Source organism: Plantactinospora sp. KLBMP9567, from assembly GCF_033446045.1.
In the GTDB taxonomy this organism is placed as follows: Bacteria; Actinomycetota; Actinomycetes; order Mycobacteriales; family Micromonosporaceae; genus Plantactinospora.
The window spans coordinates 48,352-68,258 of sequence record NZ_JAWQRR010000027.1 but is presented as its reverse complement, the minus strand read 5'-3'; the positions used below and the strand labels follow the sequence as shown (position 1 = coordinate 68,258).

Annotated in this window: 13 protein-coding genes; 8 read left to right on the top strand and 5 right to left on the bottom strand. The window is 72.5% G+C overall.

Translation table 11 applies throughout. From position 1 onward, the window contains the following. Complete coding sequence (locus tag R6Y94_RS22225) at positions 1-798, bottom strand: AAC(3) family N-acetyltransferase (RefSeq protein ID WP_318397821.1); 798 nt, start codon at positions 796-798, stop codon at positions 1-3. A 127-nt stretch (positions 799-925) separates the two neighbouring features. Here R6Y94_RS22225 and R6Y94_RS22220 point away from each other — a divergent pair, with 127 nt between their 5' ends. Then, positions 926-2,404: an MFS transporter gene (locus tag R6Y94_RS22220; protein ID WP_318397820.1), complete on the top strand. Its 1,479-nt coding sequence runs from the start codon at positions 926-928 to the stop codon at positions 2,402-2,404. Between the two features lie 64 nt (positions 2,405-2,468). Here the strand turns inward: R6Y94_RS22220 and R6Y94_RS22215 are convergent, their stop codons facing one another. Then, entirely contained in the window at positions 2,469-3,536 is a 1,068-nt protein-coding gene (locus R6Y94_RS22215) for a TetR/AcrR family transcriptional regulator (RefSeq protein ID WP_318397819.1), read from the bottom strand. A 175-nt stretch (positions 3,537-3,711) separates the two neighbouring features. Here R6Y94_RS22215 and R6Y94_RS22210 point away from each other — a divergent pair, with 175 nt between their 5' ends. Together R6Y94_RS22210 and R6Y94_RS22205 are read left to right on the top strand one after the other, a co-directional pair. Beyond that, a complete protein-coding gene (locus R6Y94_RS22210) occupies positions 3,712-4,905 on the top strand; it encodes a cytochrome P450 (RefSeq protein WP_318397818.1) in 1,194 nt (397 codons plus the stop codon). Between the two features lie 147 nt (positions 4,906-5,052). Beyond that, complete coding sequence (locus R6Y94_RS22205) at positions 5,053-9,735, top strand: family 78 glycoside hydrolase catalytic domain (RefSeq protein WP_318397817.1); 4,683 nt, start codon at positions 5,053-5,055, stop codon at positions 9,733-9,735. Positions 9,736-9,793: 58 nt separating this feature from the next. Here R6Y94_RS22205 and R6Y94_RS22200 read toward each other — a convergent pair whose 3' ends face one another. Beyond that, a complete protein-coding gene (locus tag R6Y94_RS22200; protein ID WP_318397816.1) occupies positions 9,794-10,837 on the bottom strand; it encodes a LacI family DNA-binding transcriptional regulator in 1,044 nt (347 codons plus the stop codon). Between the two features lie 298 nt (positions 10,838-11,135). On the opposite strand from R6Y94_RS22200, the gene R6Y94_RS22195 reads away from it, so the two are divergent. The 5 genes from R6Y94_RS22195 (at position 11,136) to R6Y94_RS22175 (ending at position 16,527) form a co-directional block, all read left to right on the top strand. After that, positions 11,136-12,653 (top strand): sugar ABC transporter ATP-binding protein, encoded by a 1,518-nt coding sequence (locus R6Y94_RS22195; protein WP_318397815.1) that lies wholly within the window; start codon positions 11,136-11,138, stop codon positions 12,651-12,653. A gap of 76 nt (positions 12,654-12,729) precedes the next feature. After that, positions 12,730-13,791, top strand: a complete 1,062-nt coding sequence (locus R6Y94_RS22190) for an ABC transporter permease (protein WP_318397814.1) — start codon at positions 12,730-12,732, stop codon at positions 13,789-13,791. Further along, entirely contained in the window at positions 13,781-14,809 is a 1,029-nt protein-coding gene (locus tag R6Y94_RS22185) for an ABC transporter permease (RefSeq protein ID WP_318397813.1), read from the top strand. Before R6Y94_RS22190 ends, R6Y94_RS22185 begins: the two co-directional genes overlap by 11 nt. A gap of 80 nt (positions 14,810-14,889) precedes the next feature. Next, a complete protein-coding gene (gene rhaS, locus R6Y94_RS22180) occupies positions 14,890-15,951 on the top strand; it encodes a rhamnose ABC transporter substrate-binding protein (protein WP_318397812.1) in 1,062 nt (353 codons plus the stop codon). Positions 15,952-16,311: 360 nt separating this feature from the next. Then, positions 16,312-16,527, top strand: a complete 216-nt coding sequence (locus tag R6Y94_RS22175) for a helix-turn-helix domain-containing protein (protein WP_199853049.1) — start codon at positions 16,312-16,314, stop codon at positions 16,525-16,527. Between the two features lie 50 nt (positions 16,528-16,577). On the opposite strand, the gene R6Y94_RS22170 is transcribed toward R6Y94_RS22175, so the two are convergent. Together R6Y94_RS22170 and R6Y94_RS22165 are read right to left on the bottom strand one after the other, a co-directional pair. Further along, positions 16,578-17,873 (bottom strand): aldehyde dehydrogenase family protein, encoded by a 1,296-nt coding sequence (locus R6Y94_RS22170; RefSeq protein ID WP_318397811.1) that lies wholly within the window; start codon positions 17,871-17,873, stop codon positions 16,578-16,580. Between the two features lie 423 nt (positions 17,874-18,296). Beyond that, positions 18,297-19,754: an MFS transporter gene (locus R6Y94_RS22165; protein WP_318397810.1), complete on the bottom strand. Its 1,458-nt coding sequence runs from the start codon at positions 19,752-19,754 to the stop codon at positions 18,297-18,299. Between the last annotated feature and the right edge of the window lie 153 nt (positions 19,755-19,907).

Genomic DNA, 19,907 nt, shown 5'->3' with positions numbered 1-19,907 from the left:
TCATGGCGTCGTGGACCGGTGGGTGGCCAGCCACTCGGTCGCGAAGTCGACCAGGTGGCGCTGCGGGATCAGGCGGGCGGTGGCGCTGCCGACCGGGCCGATGCGCGCAACGCCGGTCGTCTCGTAGTCCGCACCGAGCCGGGTGAAGTCACTCTCGTCGGTGAGTACGTCGACCCAGGTGGTCCAGCGGCTGCTTCCGTCGGCCTGCCGGACGGACGAGCCGGTGGGGCCACGCGGCGGCGACTGCTGCCGGTACTCCGCCAGATGCAGTGACGTGTTCGAGTCGTGCCCGCAGCCCAGCAGCAGCACCTTGCCGTCGAGTCGATAGACAGCACCGAGCGGAGAGTTCTCGCCGAGCGCGTCGTCGAGTCGGTGGTCCCGCACGATGTCCGGCGCCCGTGCCCCCAGCGCGGCGAAGGAGACCTGCGGGTGGTGGCTGCGCAGTGCCCCGGGCCAGGTACGGAGCGCCTCGGCGACCACTCCCATCCAACGGCTCGGGGTGCGTGCCGGGTCGAAGCCGGGGGTCTGGTCGCGGATTGTCCGCCACCAGGTCTGCGGGACGGGCGGGTGCCGCCAGCCGGCCGGATCGGTGTTGTCGGGAGTGTGGGTCGGCACGACCAGGGTGCCGCCGCTGCCGAGCACGTCCAGCAGCGCTTGGACGATCGCGTGGGTGCCGCCGGCGACGAATCCGATGCTCCGCTTCGCGCAGTGCAGCAGTACCACGTCGCCTGCGGTCAGACCGAGCGTGCGCAGGTCCGCCGCGAGGGAGCCGGTGGTGTGCGGCGTGGGCTGGTCCATCCGGGCGAGCATAGGGCGCCGGCCCCGGACCAACCACGTGTCCTCGGCACACCGTCCGAGACGTTCGGCCCGGACCGGTTCGGAAACGCCTCGACGTCAACCTTGATTGAGGTCATAAGGTCATGACATGAGCGTGATCCGGGGGGACCGAAAGACCTTCTACCAGCTACTGGTCAACACCCTGCTGGTGTCGGTCATCAACTTCACCGTGTGGTTCGCGATCACCTTCTACGTCTACCTCCAGACGCGGTCGGTCTTCGCCACCGGGGTGATCTCCGGGATCTTCCTGGTGCTGACGGCGTTGACCGGCATCTGGTTCGGCAGCCTCGTGGACCACCACTCGAAGAAGACGGTGATGCAGGCGTCCGCGCTGGTGTCGCTGGTGCTGTACGCGTTGGCCTTCGCCGTCTACCGGGTGACGCCGGAGGAGTCGTTCACCGACCCGACCAGCATTCCGCTGTGGGTGATGGTCGTCCTGCTGATGTTCGGGGTCATCGCCGGCAACATCCGGACCATCGCGTTGCCGACCCTGGTGACCGTGCTCATCGAGGAGGAGACCCGGGATCGGGCCAACGGGCTGGTCGGCACCGTATCGGGGGTCACCTTCCTGGTGACGTCGGTGATCAGCGGCATCCTGGTGGCGATCGGCGGGATGCTCTGGGTGCTGGTCCTGGCGTTGGGGGTGCTGGCGGTCGCCCTGCTGCACCTGGCCCTGGTGCCGGTGCCGGATCGCCCGGCGGCACCGGCCGGCACCGTCGGGCCGGCGCCGCCGGGTGAGCCGCCGCTGACCGGTCAGCCGCCGCTGGCCGCCGCTGCGCCGGTTGCGACGGATCCGGCGGTCGCCGCCGAGCCGGCGGTCGCGGTGAAGCGCAGGGTGGACCTGCGCGGCACCATCCGGGTGGTCGGCGAGGTGCCGGGGCTGACCGCGCTGATCCTCTTCTCGGCGTTCAACAACTTCCTGGGCGGCGTCTTCATGGCGCTGATGGACGCGTACGGGCTGTCGTTGGTGTCGGTGCAGACCTGGGGACTGCTCTGGGGACTGTTGAGCACCGGCTTCATCGTCGGCGGGCTGCTCATCGCCCGTACCGGTCTGAGTAGGAACCCCATCCGGCTGCTGCTGCTCGTCAACCTGCTGCTCTGGACGGTCACCCTGCTCTTCCCGCTCCGCTCGTCGATCGTGCTGCTCACCGTCGGGCTGTACGTCTACATGCTGGTCGTGCCGTACGCGGAGGCCGCCGAGCAGACGGTGCTGCAGAAGGTGGTGCCGTACGAGCGGCAGGGCCGGGTCTTCGGCTTCGCGCAGAGCGTCGAGCAGGCCGCCTCGCCGCTGACCGCGTTCCTGATCTCGCCGATCGCGCAGTTCGTCTTCATCCCGTTCATGACGGACGGGGCGGGTGCCCGGACGATCGGCGGCTGGTTCGGTACGGGCGCCGATCGCGGGCTCGCCCTGGTGTTCGTACTGACCGGGATCATCGGCCTGATCGCCACGGGGCTGGCGCTGCGTAGCCGGCCCTACCGCCGACTGAGCCGGCGGTTCATGGCGGGGCCGGAGCGCGGGCCGGAGCCGAACGAGCCGGAGCTGAGCCCGTCCGGCGTCAGCCAGTAGCGCGGATCACCAATCCGGCGGCCGTCCGACGCGGGCAGCGCCGGAGTCCTCGGACTCCCCGCCGTCAGCCGGCGGCCACCGCGTGGCAGGCGCCGTAGCCGTCGGCCCGGGCGACGATCCGGCCGGCTTCGACGCGTACCGCGCTCTCGGTGGCGTCGCTGCACGCGGCGACTCCGGCGGCGGCGGCGAGTGCGCCCGATTCGTCGTGCACGACCTGGATCCGGGGCCAGGCCGCCGCCGGCACCGCCGCGCGGAGACAGCCCCGCAGCTCGGTCACGGTGAGCCGGGCCAGCGGGCCGAGTTCGCCGGGGTTGCCGGTGACCAGCACGGCCGTCACGTCGACCTCGGCCGGCGCGGCGCGGCGTGCCTCCTCGACGGCGATCAGGCGGTGCAGGCCGAGGATCGCGACCACGCCGTCCCCGGTCAACCGTGCCGGCTCGTCCCGCAGGGCGTCGGTCCCGGCCGGCGGGGTCCACGGTTGGTCCGCCGGACGGGCGGGGGAGACGTGCGGCAGGTGCGGCGGCGCCCACTCGTCGTCGAGGTCCAGTTCGGCGAGCTGTTCGCAGGCCCGGACGATCGCGAACGGCTCGCCGAAGCCCGGCGCGGCGGCGGCGAGCTGGCCCGCGCCGTGCAGGGTGGTCAGCGCGGTCTCGGCCGCCCGGACCAGCCGGGCCGACGCCCGGCCCGGCCCGAGCCGCTCCAGGGCCAGGCCGAGCACGATCGCGCTCAGCCCGGTCAGTTGGGCGAACGGAACGCTGGTCCGTTCGTCGGCCAGGATCTCGGGGACGAGGTCGCGGCCGAGCCGGGACGCGCTGTGCCGGTCCTCGGTGGCCAGCGGTAGCCGGGCCAGCCAGGCGCGCGCGAAGTCGCCCAGCGCGGCGCCGGCCGTCCGGGCGGTCGGCGGGTACTCCGGTGCCTCCGCCGCCTCGGCGGCCTCGGCCAGTACGGCGAAGTAGAGGGCGCGCTTGCCGGGGAAGTTGGAGTAGACGGCGCCCCGGGTCAGGTCGGCCCGCTCGGCGATCTGATCGATCTTGGCGTCCCGGAAACCGCGCTCGGTGAACTCGTCGCGCGCGGCGGCCAGCACCTTGGCGCGGTTGTGCTCCTGCATCTCGATCCTGTTGCGCCGGACCATCGTCCCCTCATCCGTTCCGCCTCGTCGCCCGACCGTTGGCGGCGGCGCCTTCGTCCTCGCCAGCCTCTACACGGCGCTCCGCCCGCCGTTCCTGCCCACCGGGCATGAGTAGGATACCGTCGCCATCTAGATGATAAGAACATCTGAAGCGAACATCTGATTTGAGGAGTGCGGCATGGCAGAGATCCCGGAGATCAGGCTCGCCGACCCGGCCACCCTGGCCGACCCGTTCGGGGCCTACGCGCAGGCCCGCGAGCGTGGCCCGCTCGCCCGGCTGGTGACGCCCGGGTTCGGCACCATGTGGGCGGTCACCCGGTACGCGGACGTGAAGACGATGCTCACCGATCCCCGGTTCGCGCTGAACGCCTCCACCTACCAGCGCCTCGACGTCCCCGAGCACTGCCGCAGATACCTGCGGACCATGCAGGAGATGGAGGGGGAGGAGCACGCCCGGCTGCGCCGGCTGGTCTCGCCCGCCTTCACCGCGCGCCGGGCCGCCGAGTTCCGGCCGAGGATCGTCCCCCTCGTCGACAACCTGCTCGACGAACTGGCCGGCCGGGCCGAGGACGGCGTGGTCGACCTGCTGCCCGGGTTCGCCGGGCCGCTGCCGATGGACGTGATCTGCGAACTGGTCGGCATCCCGGCGGCCGACCGGGGCCGGTGGCGGGAGTACGGCGCCGCGGTCGCCGCCGGGCACGGCCCGGCGTTCGTCGCCGCCGTTCCGGCGATCATGCGCGACGCGGCGAACGCCGTCGTCGGGCGTACCGGCGGGTCCGGTGCCGACCTGCTCGGCGAGTTGGTCGGCATCCACGCCGAGGACTCCGACCGGCTCAGTGAGACCGAGCTGGTCACCCTGGTCTGGCATCTCGTGCTCGCCGGACAGACCCCGACCAACGTGATAGCCAACGCCGTCGAGGCGCTGTTCCGGCATCCCGACCAGCTCGCGGCGCTCCGCGCCGACCCGGGCCTGCTGCCCGGCGCGGTCGAGGAGCTGACCCGCTGGTGCGGCCCGCAATTGCTGAGCCTGCCCCGCTACGCCCGGGAGGACGTCGAGATCGCCGGTGTGCCGATCGGCAAGGGCGAGCCGGTGACCGCGGTGCTCGCCGGGGCGAACCGGGACCCTCGGGCGTTCGCCGAGCCGGACCGGCTCGATCTGCGGCGCCCCGCCGGCCGGCCCGCACACCTGGGTTACGGGCACGGGCCGCACTTCTGCCTCGGCGCGGCGCTGGCCCGGGTGCAGATCGAGGTCGCGCTCGGCGCGCTGCTGCGCCGATTCCCGGGACTTGCGCTGGTCGAGGACGGGGTCCGCCGGGTACCCGATCCCGGGACCTGGCGGCTGACCGAGCTGCGGGTGGCGCTGCGCCCCTAGCGGCCCGGTAACGCCGGTGCTGGCGGGAAGGCTGGCCGGATGTGGCCACCGCCAGCCATTGAGTCCGGCCGGGGCGGCTGGTCAGGATCGTCTCAGTGTCCGTCCATTGAGACGTCTCGTCAGCCGGGCGGAAGTGGGGAGTCGGCGATGTTGCTCACCAGGTTGCCCCGGTCGGGACTGTCGGTGGTGCTCGCGCTGCTGCTGGCGCTGTCGGTGGCGGCGGTCGCCGGGCCGGCGCCGGCCGCCGCGAGGACCTCGGGCCCGGAGGTGACGGTGGCCGGCCTGACCACCGAGCGGGCGACGGATCCGATCGGAGTCGACGTCGAGCGCCCCCGGCTGGGCTGGACGATCGAGTCCAGCCGGCGTGGTGTGCTCCAGCAGGCGTACCAGGTGCGGGTGGCCAGCGCCGCGAGCCGGCTCGACCGGCCCGACGTCTGGGACAGCGGCCGGGTCACGTCCCGGAACAGCACGCTCGTCCCGTACGCCGGGCCGGCGCCGCAACCGCGCACCCGGTACGCCTGGCAGGTGCGGATCTGGGACGAGACCGGCCGTGCCTCCGGCTGGAGCGAGCCGGCGTACTGGGAGACCGGGGTCGGCGGGCCGGACGGCTGGCAGGGCGACTGGATCGGGCTGGCACCGCCGACCGAGTCCTGGGTGGACTACACCGTGCAGACGACCGTGCGGGTGGAACGGGACGCGGCCGGGATCTTCTTCCGGGCCAGCGGTGCGGGTAACGCGTACATGTGGCAGTTCTCCACCACCAACGGGAGTGCGAAGCTGCGCCCGCACGTGCGGGTGAACGGGGCGTGGACGGTACTCAATGAGGTGCCGCTGGCCGCGGTCGTACCCCCGGAGGAGCTGACGGCGCCGCACACCCTGCGGATCGCCGCGGTCGGTGACACCTTCACCACCTGGGTCGACGGGGTGCAGGTCGACGTCACCCGGCACACCGCGCACCGGTCCGGCTCGGTCGGGCTGCGCACCTCCACCCAGGAGTCCGCGGTCTTCGCCGACTTCACGGTGACCAGCGGCGACCGGACCCTCTACGCCGCACCGCTGACCGACGGCGAGAACCCGTTCGGCGCCGGTACGCCGACCGCCGGCGGTCTGCGGGTCAGCGGCGACACCGAGACGATGCTCGCCGCGCTGGACGCGAACCCGCTGCTGCGGCGCGGCTTCCGGGTGGCCGGGGAGGTAACCCGGGCCCGGGTCTACGCCAGCGGGCTCGGCGTGTACGAGCTGTCGCTCAACGGCGAACGGGTCGGCGACCACGAGCTGGCCCCCGGCTGGACCGACTACGCCAAGCGGGTGCAGTACCAGAGCTACGACGTGACCGGCCAGCTCCGGCCCGGCGACAACGCGTTCGGGGCGATGCTCGGCGACGGCTGGTACTCCGGCAGCATCGCCTGGTTCGGCACCGACAACTACGGTCCCCGCCCTCTGCTCAGCGCCGCGCTGGTGATCGACTACGCGGACGGGCGCACCGAGACGGTCCGCACCGACGGTTCGTGGCGGGCCACCCCGGGGCCGTTCCTGCTGACCGACCTGATCCACGGCGAGACCTACGACGCCCGGCGGTTGCCGGCCGGCTGGGACCGGCCCGGCTTCGACGACTCCGGCTGGTCGGCGGCGACGGTCGGCGGCGACGGCGGGGCGACCGGCCGGCTGGTCGCCCAGGTCGACCCGCCGGTCCGGGTGACCCAGGAACTGAAGGCGTTGGCGCTGACCCAGCCCACCCCGGGCACCTGGATCTTCGACCTCGGGCAGAACATGGTGGGCAAGGTCCGGCTCAGGCTGGCCGGCCCGGCCGGCACGACGGTACGGATCCGGCACGCCGAGGTGCTCAACCCGGACGGTACGGCGTACACGGCGAACCTGCGGACCGCCCGGGCCACCGACCTCTACCGGCTGCGCGGCGGCGGCCCGGAGGTGTACGAGCCGACCTTCACCTTCCACGGCTTCCGCTACGTCGAGCTGACCGGCTTCCCCGGCACTCCCGACCTGGGCACCGTGACCGGCCTGGTGATGCACACCGACGGCGAGCTGACCAGCACGTTCTCCACCTCGAACCCGATGGTGAACCAGTTGCACAGCAACATCACCTGGGGGCAGCGCGGCAACTTCCTCTCCATCCCGACCGACACCCCGGCCCGGGACGAGCGGCTCGGCTGGACCGGCGACATCAACGTCTTCGCCGAGACCGCGACGTTCAACATGGACAGCCTGACCTTCCTGACCAAGTGGCTGGCGGACCTGCGGGATGCCCAGTCGGCGAACGGCGCCTACCCGGACGTGGCGCCGAGGGCCTGCTGCGGCGACGGCGCCACCGGCTGGGCCGACGCCGGCATCACCGTCCCGCACACGCTCTGGCAGCGCTACGGCGACACCCGGGTGATCGAGGAGCACTACGACTCGATGGTCCGCTACGCGGCCTGGCTGGAGAGCACCAGTTCGGGACAGCGGCGGACCAACGCCGGCCCGTACCTGGACTGGCTGAACCTGGACGACCCGACCCCGGCCGGGGTGATCGGCACCGCGTACTACGCGTACAGCATCCGGCTGCTCGGCGAGATGGCCGGCGCGATCGGCCGGACCGCCGACGCGCAACGGTACGCCGCGCTCTCGGAGCGGATCGCTGCGGCGTTCACCACGGCGTACGTCGGCGCCGACGGCACCGTGCAGGGCGACAGCCAGACCGGGTACGTGCTGGCGATCGGCATGGACCTGCTGCCCGACGCGCTGCGCGGCAGGGCCGCCGACCGGCTGGTCGCCAACCTGGAACGGCACGACTGGCACCTGGCCACCGGTTTCCTCGGCACCCCGGACCTGTTGCCGGCGCTGGCCGACACCGGCCACCTCGACGTGGCCTACCGGCTGCTGCTCAGCGACACCTACCCCTCCTGGGGCTACGAGATCGGCAAGGGCGCCACCACGATCTGGGAACGGTGGAACTCGATCATGCCGGACGGCAGCTTCGGCGACGTCTCGATGAACTCCTTCAACCACTACGCCTACGGGGCGGTGGGGGACTGGATGTACCGCACCGTCGCCGGCATCCAGCCGGACCCGGCGCAGCCGGGCTACGCGCACATGACCATCGCACCGCGACCCGGCGGCGACATCCGGTCGGCGAAGGCGTCGTACCGGTCGAGCTACGGGACCGTCGGCACCGACTGGCAACTCGACGACGGGCAGCTCCGGCTGGCGGTCACCGTGCCCGGCAACACCACCGCCACGGTACGGGTCCCGGCGGCCAGCCGGCACGCGGTCACCGAGGGCGGCCGGCCGGCGGACCGGGCCGAGGGCGTACGGTTCGTCCGGCGCGACGGCGGCGACGCGGTCTTCGAGATCGGCTCCGGCAGGTACGCCTTCGCGGTCGACCGGGTGCTCGGCGACCTGGGCGAGGCGGCCGACGCGGTCGCCGCGGCGGCAACCGTCGCCGACCAGGTCGCCGGTGAACTGCGCTGGCCGCTGGCGATCCAGGTGCGGCTCCGGCTGGCCCGGTTGACCGTGGAGGCGGCGGCCGCCCGGTTGGCGTACCGGTACGGCGAGGGTGACGCGCGGGCCACCGCCACCGCCGTACACCGGGCCCTGGCGACCGGGTCCGACCTGGAGCGCTGGCTGGAGACCCAGGTGCGGGCCGGGCGGATGTCGAGGGCGGTCGCGGACCGGCTCGCCGCCCCGCTGACCCGGCTCGACCAGCGGTTCTCCGCCGCCTCGTCGGCCCTGGTCGGCGCGGTGGCCCGGCTCGACCTGCCGGCCGGGGAGGTGCTGCCCGGTGGGGTGGTCCGGGCGGCGGTGGTGCTGGAGAACCGCGGGGACGCCACCCTCGGCGGGGTGGAATCCATCCTGGACGGTGGCGACGGCGTGACGGTACGCCCGGTCGGCGCCCGGCCGGGCAGCGTCCCGCCGGGCCGGGCGGTGCGGCACGAGTACGAGCTGCGGGTCCCGGCCGGCCAGGCGGTCGGCACGGTCTCGATGACCGGATCGGCGGGCTACCGCTACCGGTCCGGCACCGCGACGCTGCCGCTGGGGGGCTCGCTGCCGGTGGCGCCGGCCGTCATCGTCGTTTCGACCACCGTCGAGCCGGCCCCGGTGGCACCCGGCGGCACCGCCACCCTGCACACCGTGCTCCGCAACCGGTCCACCGTCGCGGTGCCGGGCGAGCTGACCGGCACCGCCCCGGACGGCTGGCGGGTCGAGCCCGGCAGTCGGCCGTTCACCCTGGCCCCGGGTGCCGAGGTCACCCTGGACAGCACCGTCACCGCGCCGCTGGCGGTGACCGAGGGCGCGGCCGGGATCACCGTCGCCACCGGGCCGACCGAGGCGGAACGCCGGACGGTCGACCTGCCGGTCCGGTTCGACGACCCGCCGGGCACGGTGCTCGACCACGTCGATCTCGGCGCGGCAGCGTCGGAGCAGGCGCACCGGCTGGTCGCCTCGGAGCACTCCGGAACCAACGTGGAGGCCGGGCTGACCCGCCGCTACACCGACGTCACCCGGCCGGGCGGCTGGTTCGAGTTCGACCTCGCCGTCGAGCCGGGACGGCCGTTCCTGCTCCGGGCCGTGGAGACGTACGACAATCCGCAGTTGAAGGACTACGAGGTACTGGTCGACGGTGTGCCGGTGCACGCGCGGGCGTACCAGCGTACGGCCGGCGGGGTTGGCACGGTGGGCTACCAGTTCGTGGTGGACCGGCCGGAGTCGACCGCCGACGGTGTGGTCCGGGTGCGGTTCCAGGACACCGGCGAGGGTTACGACCCGTCCATCGCCGACGTCTGGGCGATGCCGCTGCCGGCTCCGCCGCCAGCTTCCCCGGCCGGTCGCTGAGGCGGCCGGCCCGCGGCGGTGACGGTTGAGAGGTCCGGTTGGCCGGGCTGCGGTGGGGTCACCCGGTGGTCCGGCCGGCCGGGCGGCGGCTGGATTCCCGGACGACCAGTTCGGGCTCGAAGACCACCTGCCGGTGACGGTGTTCGGTCGGCTCGTTGATCTCGCCGAGCAGTAGGGCGGCGGCGGTCCGGCCGAGCTGCTGCCGGGGCTGCCGTACCGAGGTGAGCGGCACGGCGGCCGCGGCGGCGAAGTCGATGTCGTCGTAGCCGACCAGGGCGATGTCCTCGGGTACCCGGACCCGCTGCTGGGTCAGCCCCTGGAGGACGCCGAGCGCCACCAGGTCGTTGGCGCAGAACACGGCGGTGGCCCGGTTCTCCCGGGGCGCGCCGAGCAGCCGGGCCGCGGCGTCCCGGCCGGCGGACACGGTCATGGCCGGGGTGTCCAGCCGGGGCAGAGCGGCCTCGTCCAGCCCGCCGCCGGTCATCGCCTGGACCGCGCCGGCGTGCCGGTCGCGTACCTGTTCCAGCCCGACCGGGCCGCCGACGAAGGCGATCCGCCGGTGCCCCGCCTCCAGCAGGTGGCGTACCGCCAGTTCGCCGCCGAGCCGGTCGTCCACGGAGACGGAGCAGAGGTCGGGGTCGCGGGACCGCCGGTCCAGCAGTACGACGTGGATGCCCCGGTCGCGCAGTCGGAGCAGCCGGGCGCTGGCATCGTCGACCGGGGTGATGAGTACGCCCTGCACCCGCTGTTCCTTGAGCAGGTCGAGGTAGGCGTCCTCCCGGGCCTGGTCGCCGTCGCTGTTGCAGAAGATCAGCGGCATCCCGGCGGTGCCGATGGTGTCCTCGACGCCCTTGGCGAGGTCGGTGAAGAACGGGTTGGCCACGTCCAGCACGACGAGACCGAGGGTCCGGCTCCGACCCCGGCGCAGTTGCCGGGCGGCGTGGTTGGGCACGAAGCCGAGTTCGTCGATCGCCGCGAGGACCCGGGCCCGGGTCGCGCTCGACACCAGGTCGGGTTGGTTGAGCACGTTGGAGACCGTGCCCATCGAGACTCCCGCGTGACTGGCGACGTCGCGGATGCTCGCCACGGAGGTCTCCCGCATGCTGTCCCTCCTCCGCGTCGGCCCTGAACTGAATCGTGTCAAGGATGCCTGGCGGCTCGGGCGGCGGGGGGCACCTGACCGGATGTGGCCAGCGCGGCAGCGGTTGACGGCGACGACGGTCGGGCCGTGGTCGGCAATCTTGGCATCGGCCCTGCCCAACGCCCGAATCTGGGATGAGGAAAGGGCTTACCCTAGAGTAACGATTCGGTAACCGGCCCGAAATGCTTGACCGGCCGGGAAGCCGGCCTCTAGCGTCTTCATCACATTGGGCTGAAACGTTTCATGGCTGGAGGGCCGGATGCCCGAGCGTGCAGATCCGGGTACGGCGCGGCTGGCCCTGTCCGGCGTACGGAAGTCGTTCGGCGCGGTGCACGCGCTCGCCGACGTACGCCTCGAACTGCGGGCCGGTGAGGTGCACGCGCTGGTCGGGGAGAACGGTGCCGGTAAGTCGACCCTGGTGAAGATCCTGGCCGGGGTGCACGCCCCGGACGCCGGAGAGTTGACTATGGACGGTGCGCCGCTGATCCTGACCGGTCCGGCCGACGCCCGGGCGGCCGGAATCGCGGTGATCTACCAGGAGCCGACGCTCTTTCCGGACCTGTCGGTCGCGGAGAACATCTTCATGGGCCGGCAACCGCTGCGCGGCCTGCGCCGGATCGACACCGCGACGATGCGCCGGCGCGCCACGGAGCTGTTCGCGCGGCTCGGCGTACCGCTGGATCCGGACCGGCCGGCGCGCGGGCTCTCCATCGCCGACCAGCAGCTCGTAGAGATCGCCAAGGCGCTCTCCTTCGAGGCCCGGGTGCTGGTGATGGACGAGCCGACAGCGGCGCTGTCGGGGATCGAGGTGGAGCGGCTGTTCGCGGTCGTCCGGTCGTTGCGGGAGGCCGGCGCCGCGATCCTGTTCATCTCGCACCGCTTCGACGAGGTCTTCGCGCTCAGCCAGCGGATCACGGTGATGCGGGACGGGCGGTGGGTCTCCACCGATCCGGCCGATGACCTCGACGTGGCCCAGGTGGTGCGCCGGATGGTCGGCCGGGAGGTCTCGCAGCTCTATCCGAAGCAGCAGACCGAGGCCGGCGGGGTCATCCTCCAGGTGCGCGGCCTGACCCGGCGCGGCGTCTTCGCCGACGTCGGCTTCGAGGTACGCCGGGGTGAGATCGTGGCGCTCGCCGGCCTGGTCGGCGCGGGCCGCAGCGAGGTGGTCCGGGCGGTCTTCGGCGTCGACCCGTACGACGCGGGCGAGGTTCTGGTCGACGGCGTACGGCTGCCCCGGAGCCGGCCGGCGGCGGCGATGGCCGCCGGAATGGCGCTGGTGCCGGAGGACCGCCGGCAGCAGGGACTGGTGATGGAGCTGTCGATCGAACGCAACGCCACGCTGACCCGACGCTGGCCGCTGGCCCGGTTCGGCCTGCTCCGCCGGAGCGCGGAGCGGACGGCCGCGCAGACCTGGACCCAGCGGTTGCAGGTGAAGGCGGGCCGGCTCGACGATCCGGTCTCCACACTCTCCGGTGGCAACCAGCAGAAGGTGGTGCTGGCGAAGTGGCTCTCCACCACGCCGAAGGTGCTGATCGTCGACGAGCCGACCCGGGGGATCGACGTCGGCACCAAGGCGGAGGTGCACCGGTTGATGTCGCAGCTCGCGAGCGAAGGGGTCGGGGTGCTGATGGTCTCCAGCGAACTGCCCGAGGTGCTGGGCATGGCCGACCGGGTGCTGGTGATGCACGAGGGCCGGCTGGTCAGCGAGATAGCCCGGGACGCGGCGACCGAGGAGTCGGTGATGCTGGCCGCCACCGGACAGGGAGGAAAGCCGTGACCGGGCAGCGACGGACGGCGGTCCGGCAGGCATCCGCGGCCGGGCAGCGAGCGGCGGCCGACCGGGGAGGTAGGGCGTGACGACCACGACCCGCCCGGAGTCGGCGCCGGACGCCGCCGAGGCCCGGGCCCGCGGCGCGGCCATCGGCATCCGGCTCGGCCACCGCCTCTTCGTGGCCCGCGAGGTCGGCATCGGACTCGCGCTGGTCGTGCTGATCGCGGTGACCACGGCGGTGAACCCGAGGTTCCTCTCCGGACAGGGCCGGCGGGACCTGATGCTCGGCGCGACCATCCTGGTGGTACTCGCGGTCGGCCAGGCGATCGTCATCATCACCCGCAACGTCGACCTCTCGGTCGGCTCGGTACTCGGCCTGGCCGCGTTCGCGACCGGAAAGCTGTTCCTGGCGATGCCGGACGCACCGATCGTGCTCGCCCTGCTGGTCGGGGTCGGCCTCGGCGTGCTCTGCGGCGTGCTGAACGGGGCACTGATCGCGGTGGCCCGGGTACCGGCCCTGGTGGTCACCCTCGGCACCCTCTACGTGTTCCGGGGCGTCGACTACTCGTGGGCGGCGGGACAGCAGATCAACGCCGCCGACATGCCCGCCGGCTTCAAGAGCATGGGCACCGCCGACCTGCTCGGAATTCCCCTGCTGGCCCTCTTCGCGGTGGCGGTGCTGCTGGTCGCCGGCTTCTACCTGAAGTCGTACCGCAGCGGCCGGGAGCTGTACGCCGTCGGCTCCGACCCGGCGGCCGCCCGGCTCTCCGGGATCCCGGTCGGCCGGCGGGTCTTCGGAGCACTGGTCGTCAGTGGTGGACTCGCCGGCCTGGCCGGGGTGCTCTACGCGGCCCGGTTCGGCACCCTCGACGCGGCGGCCGGCAGCGGGATCGAGCTGAACGTGGTCGCGGCGGTGGTGGTCGGCGGCGTCGCCATCTTCGGCGGCAGCGGCTCGGTGTACGGGGCGGCGCTCGGCGCCGTACTGCTGAGCACCATCGGCAGCGCCCTGCCGGTGCTGAAGGTGAACCCGTTCTGGCAGCAGGCGGTGGTCGGGGCGCTGATCCTGGCCGCGATCGGATTGGACCGGGCGCTCGCCGCGCGGGTGGCCCACCGGCTTCGAGGAAGGAAGGCCCGTGGCGCCTGACAGGACGGGCCGGCCGGCCCGCTGGGTTTCCACCTTCGGCACCTGGGACGTGCTGGTGATCGTCGTCCTGGCTCTGGTGGTGGTCGGCGCGTCGGTCCTGGTCGAGGGCTTCGCCACCGCCCGGTTCTGGGGTTTCCTGCTGCTGGACATCGTCCCGATCGCGCTGATCGCGCTGCCGATGACGCTGATCGTGATCACCGGTGAGATCGACCTGTCGGTGGCGAGCATGCTCGGACTGTCCAGCGCGGTACTCGGCCAGCTCTGGGTGACCGGGCTGCCGCTGGTGCTGGCCGTACCGCTGGTGGTGCTGCTCGGTGCCGTGCTGGGCGCGGTGAACGGGCTCTTCATCGCCGGGTTCGGCCTGCCCTCCCTGGCGGTGACGATCGGCACCCTCGCGCTGTACCGGGGACTGGCCTACGTGGTGCTCGGTGACCGGGCGGTCGCGGACTTCCCGCTCGGCTGGACCGGCAACTCGATCGAGGCGCTGCCCGGCACGACGGTACCGTGGGTGGTGGTGCCGCTCGCCGTCCTGGCGATCGGGTTCGGGGTACTGCTGCACGCCACCCCGATCGGTCGCGGCCTCTACGCGATGGGCAACAACGACCAGGCCGCCACCTTCGCCGGCATCGCGGTGGCCCGGACCAAGTTCTGGCTCTACGTCGTCACCGGCGCGGTCGCCGCCCTCGCCGGAGTCTTCTGGACGATGCGGTACGCCAGCGCCCGCGCCGACAACGGGGCCGGGCTGGAACTGTCGGTGGTGGCGGCGGTGCTGCTCGGCGGCGTCTCCATCTTCGGCGGCCGGGGCACCCTGGTCGGCGTCCTGGCCGGGGTACTGCTGTTGATGACCCTGCGCAACGCACTGCAACTCGCCGACGTGCCGGCCGACACCCTGACGGTGGTCACCGGCACCCTGCTCATCATCTCCGTCGTCGGGCCGAACGCGGCCGGCATGCTCCGGGCGCGGATGCGTCGGCGACGACCTGCCGCACCGCCGGTGGCGGGCGCCGAGGGCGCCTGACCGCTGAACCTTTTTCTGTAACCACCTCCGATTTCCACCGGCCCGAGAGATGGGCAGTTGTATCCAAGGAAGGACCGGACATGACCGTCATGCGATCCAGAGGCGTACGGATGGGCGCCGCCGTAGCCACCCTGGCGGCGTTGCTGCTCAGTGCCGGCTGCGCGAGCGACGACGAGGGCACCCCGTCCGGCGGTTCCTCCGCCGGTGGCGGCGGCTCCATCAAGGAGGGGCTGAGCGTCGCCTTTCTGCCGAAGCAGGTGAACAACCCGTACTTCACCGTGTCGGACAACGGTGGCAAGGCGGCGGTGGAGGAGTTCAAGGGCGAGTACAAGGAGGTCGGTCCCTCCGAGGCGAGCGCGTCCTCGCAGGTCAGCTACCTCAACACCCTGACCCAGCAGGGCAGCGACGTGATCGTCGTGTCGGCGAACGACCCGAACGCGATCTGCGGGGCGGTCAACCAGGCCCGGCAGGGCGGCGCGAAGGTGGTCACCTTCGACTCCGACACCAACCCTGACTGCCGGGACATCTTCGTCAACCAGGTGACCGGGCAGGGTATCGCGGAGAACCAGGTGAAGCTGATCTCGGACGCGATCGGCGGCCAGGGCAAGATCGCGATCCTCTCGGCGACCGCGAACGCCACCAACCAGAACGCCTGGATCGAGCTGATGAAGACCGAGCTGCGCAAGCCGGAGTACAGCGGGATCCAGTTGGTGACCACGGTCTACGGCGACGACAAGGACGAGAAGTCGTTCCAGGAGACCCAGGGCCTGCTCTCCGCCCACCCCGACCTGAAGGGCATCATCTCGCCGACCACCGTCGGCGTGGCGGCGGCCGCCCGCTACCTCTCCGGCTCGCAGTACAAGGGCAAGGTGGCGCTGACCGGGCTGGGTACCCCGAACCAGATGCGCGAGTTCGTCAAGAACGGCACGGTGAAGAGCTTCGCGCTGTGGAACCCGGCCGACCTCGGCTACCTGGCCGCGTACGCCGGTGCGGCCCTCGCCTCCGGGATGATCACCGGCAAGGAGGGTGACAAGTTCACCGCCGGCAAGCTGGGTGAGTACACCGTCGGCGCCCAGGGCGTCGTGGTGCTCGGCCCGCCGACCGTCTTCGACGCCACCAACATCGACCAGTTCGACTTCTAGCCGCACCGTCCCGGCGCCGCCGTCGGCCACCGGCGGGTCCACCGTCGACCGGTCCGGTGGCGGTGCCGGGCTTCGGCGCCACCGGAACCCCGGGGTGTGCGGTGCCGGAGACCCGCATGCGTCGCGGAACCGGGTGCGCTGCCCGCACCCGCGTCCGGCCCGTAACCCGGGTGCGGGCAGCGCAGCCACACCTCGCCGGTCACCCCGGCCGGGCCGGGCCGTCGCCAGGACCCGCGTCCGGCCCAGGGGCCCGGGGCGCGGGTGCCGGGAGCCGCGACGACCCGGTCGGAGCGGCGTCCGGCCGGAGCGCGGATCGGAGCAGGAACGGACAACACCGCGCGGTGAGGAGGGAATGGCGCCGTGACCGTACCGATCGTGCAACGCCATCCACTGGACGACGAGGAACTGGCCCTGCTGCGACTGCTCGCCCAGGGGCTTCCGGTCGACGCGGTCGCCCGCCGGCTGGAGATGTCGGAGCGGACCGTTCGGCGCCGTACCCGGGCGATCTGCGATCGCCTCGGCGTGCCGGCGCCGATCTCCGCGGTGGTCTGGGCGGTCCGGCACGGACTGCTCTGAGGAAACGGCCCGGGCCGCGCTGTCGAGACGGCCCGCGCCGGGCCGCCGGGTCAGCCGGGGACGCCGGGTGCGTCCTCCGGTACGACCACGTACTGCCGCAGGTAGAGATCCTGGAAGGTGACCGGGCCGCGCGGGCCCGGCACGTGGTCCACGTTGATCCCGGTCTCCGGTACGCCGTGCAGCTTGAAGCCGTCCAGCAGCCGGGTCGAGGCGTTCCAGAAGATTCCGGTGCCGACGGCGGAGGCGATGAACCGCTCGGCGGCGGCCCGGTCCTCGGTCACGATCGTCGCGGCCAGCCCCGAGGTCTCGGTGTTGGCGACCGTCACCGCCTCGGCCAGGTCGGCCACCTCGGCGATGGTCACGGTCGCCTCCCGGCCGCTGTCCAGCGCCCACTCGTAGCCGACCGGGTGGTCGTACGGCGGCAGCGAGGCGCGGACGCCCAACTCGGTCAGGGCCGCCTCGAAGCGGGGCAGCGCCGCCCCGGCGACGTCCCGGTGCACCAGCAGCAGGTTGACCCGGTTGCAGACGCCCAGCCGGTCCAGGCCGGCGACCAGCAACTCGGTCGCCCGGTCCAGGTCGGCGGCCGCATCGACGTAGAGCACCCCGCCGCCGTCGGCGTGCGCCAGCGTACGGACGCCGTGCCGGGCCGCCTCGGCGCCGAGCGAGCGGGTGGCGTCACCACTGCCCCGGAGGATCACCAGCGGAATCAGGTCGGTCTGCCGGACCAGGGCGACCGCGCTCGCCCGGCTCGCGTCCGGCAGCAGTTGGATCGCGTCCGGATCGAGGCCGACGTCGCGCAGCCCGGGGGCGATGACGTGCTGGTGGAGCGCGTTCGCCGAGGTGAGTGCGGCGGACCCGGTACGCAGCACGCCAGCGTTGCGGGACTTCACCAACTGGGAGGCCACGTCGACGGTCACGTTCGGCCGGGCCTCGAAGTTCGCCCCGATCACCCCGACCGGCCGGCGGCGCTCGGAGAGCCGCAGCCCGCCCGGCAGCGACCGCAACGGCGTCTCCCGGGCCGGGAACGGCGCCTCGGCGAGCAGCCGCAACTGGTCAGCCATCCCCTTCAGCCGAGCGGCGTCGAGCCGGAGCCGGTCCTGTAGCGCCGGACTCATCCCGGCGGCCCTGGCCGCCTCGACGTCCCGCTGGTTGGCAGCGAGGATCTCACTCTCGGCCGCGACCAGGCGGTCGGCCATCGCCGTCAGCGCGCAGTCGATCACCGAGTCCGGCGCCTCGGCCAACCCGGCCGACCCGGCCCGGGCCCGCCGGCCACACTCGGCGACCAGGGCGTGCACGCGGTCGTCCGCTCCGCCCGGGACTCCGTCGCTCGCCTCGATCGAAACCATCTGCCGGTCTCCTTCGCCGTCCTCGTCCGCCGCCATGCTATGCCGCAGGCTGGTGGCAGCCACCGAGTCTGACACGTTTGTTCAACGAGAGAGCAATGGTGTCCGCTATTCAGGACCGTCCGGGCCGGGCACCGGTGTCCGGCCCGCGCGAGGTTGGCACAATCCGGGCTGGGCGGCACGGGCGGTGGCGCGAATCCGGGCTAGGCGGCATACGGTGTCCTCGCCTTGGGGTCACGGCTCGCTACGGTGCCGCGATGGCATCGAGGTGACCAGTCCGGTAACGGCCGTCGGCACAGGATGGTGGCGAGCGGTGCGACCAGTCGGAGTATCTCCGGCCACCGGCCGCGGCTGGCGCACCCTCGGCCGTGGGCATGGTGATCAGGAGCGGTTGCCGCTGTTCCGCCTGCCCGCGTCGCGCGGCCGTTACCGGCGCGCCGCGTCGCTCACACCCGGACGACACGCGACGGGTCGACGGGCGTCGTCGCGCATGTGGCGGCAGGCGATCGTGCCGGCCACCACGGCCAGTAGGCCGCCGCCGAGGATCACCGGCCGGGTGGCGTCGATGAGGAGATCGTTGCCCCACAGGAGGACCTGGCGTTGCCCGATCAGTGTCACCAGCAGCGGTGACAGGGCCACGGAGCAGCCCAGGACGACCTTCAGCAGCGACTGGTAGAGCGCGTTGACCCGACCGCGTAGCGCGTCATCGACGCGGGAGCCGATGATCGTGACACCAGCCAGGAACGCGGTGCCGGCGCAGGCACCCACTACCACCACAGTCGGTAGCGAGACGGCCAGGTGCGGGGATAGCGCCAACAGGACGAGCATGCTTCCGGCGGCGACGACGGCGATGCCGAACAGTCGCTCGTGCGTCATCCGGCCGGCCAGTCTGGGCGTGGCGACGATGCCGATGACCAGCCCGAGAAAGGCGGAAAGTAGCAACAGCCCGAAGGCGGCCTGGCCGCCGAGCAGGCTCAGGGCGTACGGCTGAGCCGAGCCGACGACAGCGCCACCGGCGGTGAGCGCGCCCGCCATGCCAACCAACAAACCACGGACGAGGGGGGTGCGCCGCAGGTAGCTGACACTGTCGCGCAGCATCCCGGCCACTCCCGGGCCGGGTTCGGTGGCGGCCATGGGGGTGGAGGCGTCGGGGGTCGACGGCGTCGCCTGGGCGAACCGCCCGGAGAGCTCAGGCACGAGGGCGGTGATCGATGCCGCGCTGGCCAGGTCGAGCAGTGCGGCGAGGGCGATCGCGAGCCGGGTCAGGCCGTTCATGGCGATTACCTCGGTGGGCAGGCCGAAGACGGTTCCGGCACCGGTGATCAGGGTGTACAGGGCGCCGGCGACCACGACGGTGATGCCGTACGTCATGACCAGGCCCAGTTGGGCCGCTGACGCGACCTGGTCCGGTCGACGGAGCAGTCGGGGCAGTGCGGCGTCCTTGGCCGGAATCCACATGGTCGTGGCGATCTGGACGAGAAAGCCGCCGGCGAGGATCCACCAGTAGGTGTTCACGACCGCGATCGACAGCAGTAGTGCGCAGCGGGCGAGGTCGGCGGCGGCCATCACGGTACGTCGATCGAACCGGTCCGCGATCAGCCCGGCGATCGGCGCGAACAGCAGGCCGGGCAGCAGATTGGCGAACAGGACGCCGCTGAACGCGAAGTTCAGCCCGGCTGCGCTGGTGGCCAGGGTGCTGGCCAGCGCGGCGAGCCCGGCCAGAGCCAGCCAGTCCGCGGTACTGCACAGTCCCGTCACGACCCACAGCCGGCGGAACGCACGCAGCTCCAGCACTTCACGCGCCTGGGCCAGCGAGGAGTTTCCACGGCTATGCGAGCGGGTGTCTTCGTCGGTTGACGGTTCCGCGTCCTCGCTGATCCGCATCAACGCACGGTAGACGTGGCTGGGTACGGGGCAACGAGCAGGTCTCCGCCGTGGTCCGCGAACGGTTTCGGTCGGCTTTGCGCGACGACGGCGCGAGCGATCGCTGCGGACGGACCGGACAATCGGCGCGGCGCGCCGTACCGTGCCGTCCGC

Bases quoted from the DNA above. Each gene is read 5' to 3' on its own strand.
- R6Y94_RS22225 (WP_318397821.1), bottom strand. From the start codon at position 798: ATGGACCAGCCCACGCCGCACACCACCGGCTCCCTCGCGGCGGACCTG.
- R6Y94_RS22220 (WP_318397820.1), top strand. From the start codon at position 926: ATGAGCGTGATCCGGGGGGACCGAAAGACCTTCTACCAGCTACTGGTC.
- R6Y94_RS22215 (WP_318397819.1), bottom strand. From the start codon at position 3,536: ATGGTCCGGCGCAACAGGATCGAGATGCAGGAGCACAACCGCGCCAAG.
- R6Y94_RS22210 (WP_318397818.1), top strand. From the start codon at position 3,712: ATGGCAGAGATCCCGGAGATCAGGCTCGCCGACCCGGCCACCCTGGCC.
- R6Y94_RS22205 (WP_318397817.1), top strand. From the start codon at position 5,053: ATGTTGCTCACCAGGTTGCCCCGGTCGGGACTGTCGGTGGTGCTCGCG.
- R6Y94_RS22200 (WP_318397816.1), bottom strand. From the start codon at position 10,837: ATGCGGGAGACCTCCGTGGCGAGCATCCGCGACGTCGCCAGTCACGCG.
- R6Y94_RS22195 (WP_318397815.1), top strand. From the start codon at position 11,136: ATGCCCGAGCGTGCAGATCCGGGTACGGCGCGGCTGGCCCTGTCCGGC.
- rhaS (WP_318397812.1), top strand. From the start codon at position 14,890: ATGACCGTCATGCGATCCAGAGGCGTACGGATGGGCGCCGCCGTAGCC.
- R6Y94_RS22170 (WP_318397811.1), bottom strand. From the start codon at position 17,873: ATGGTTTCGATCGAGGCGAGCGACGGAGTCCCGGGCGGAGCGGACGAC.
- R6Y94_RS22165 (WP_318397810.1), bottom strand. From the start codon at position 19,754: ATGCGGATCAGCGAGGACGCGGAACCGTCAACCGACGAAGACACCCGC.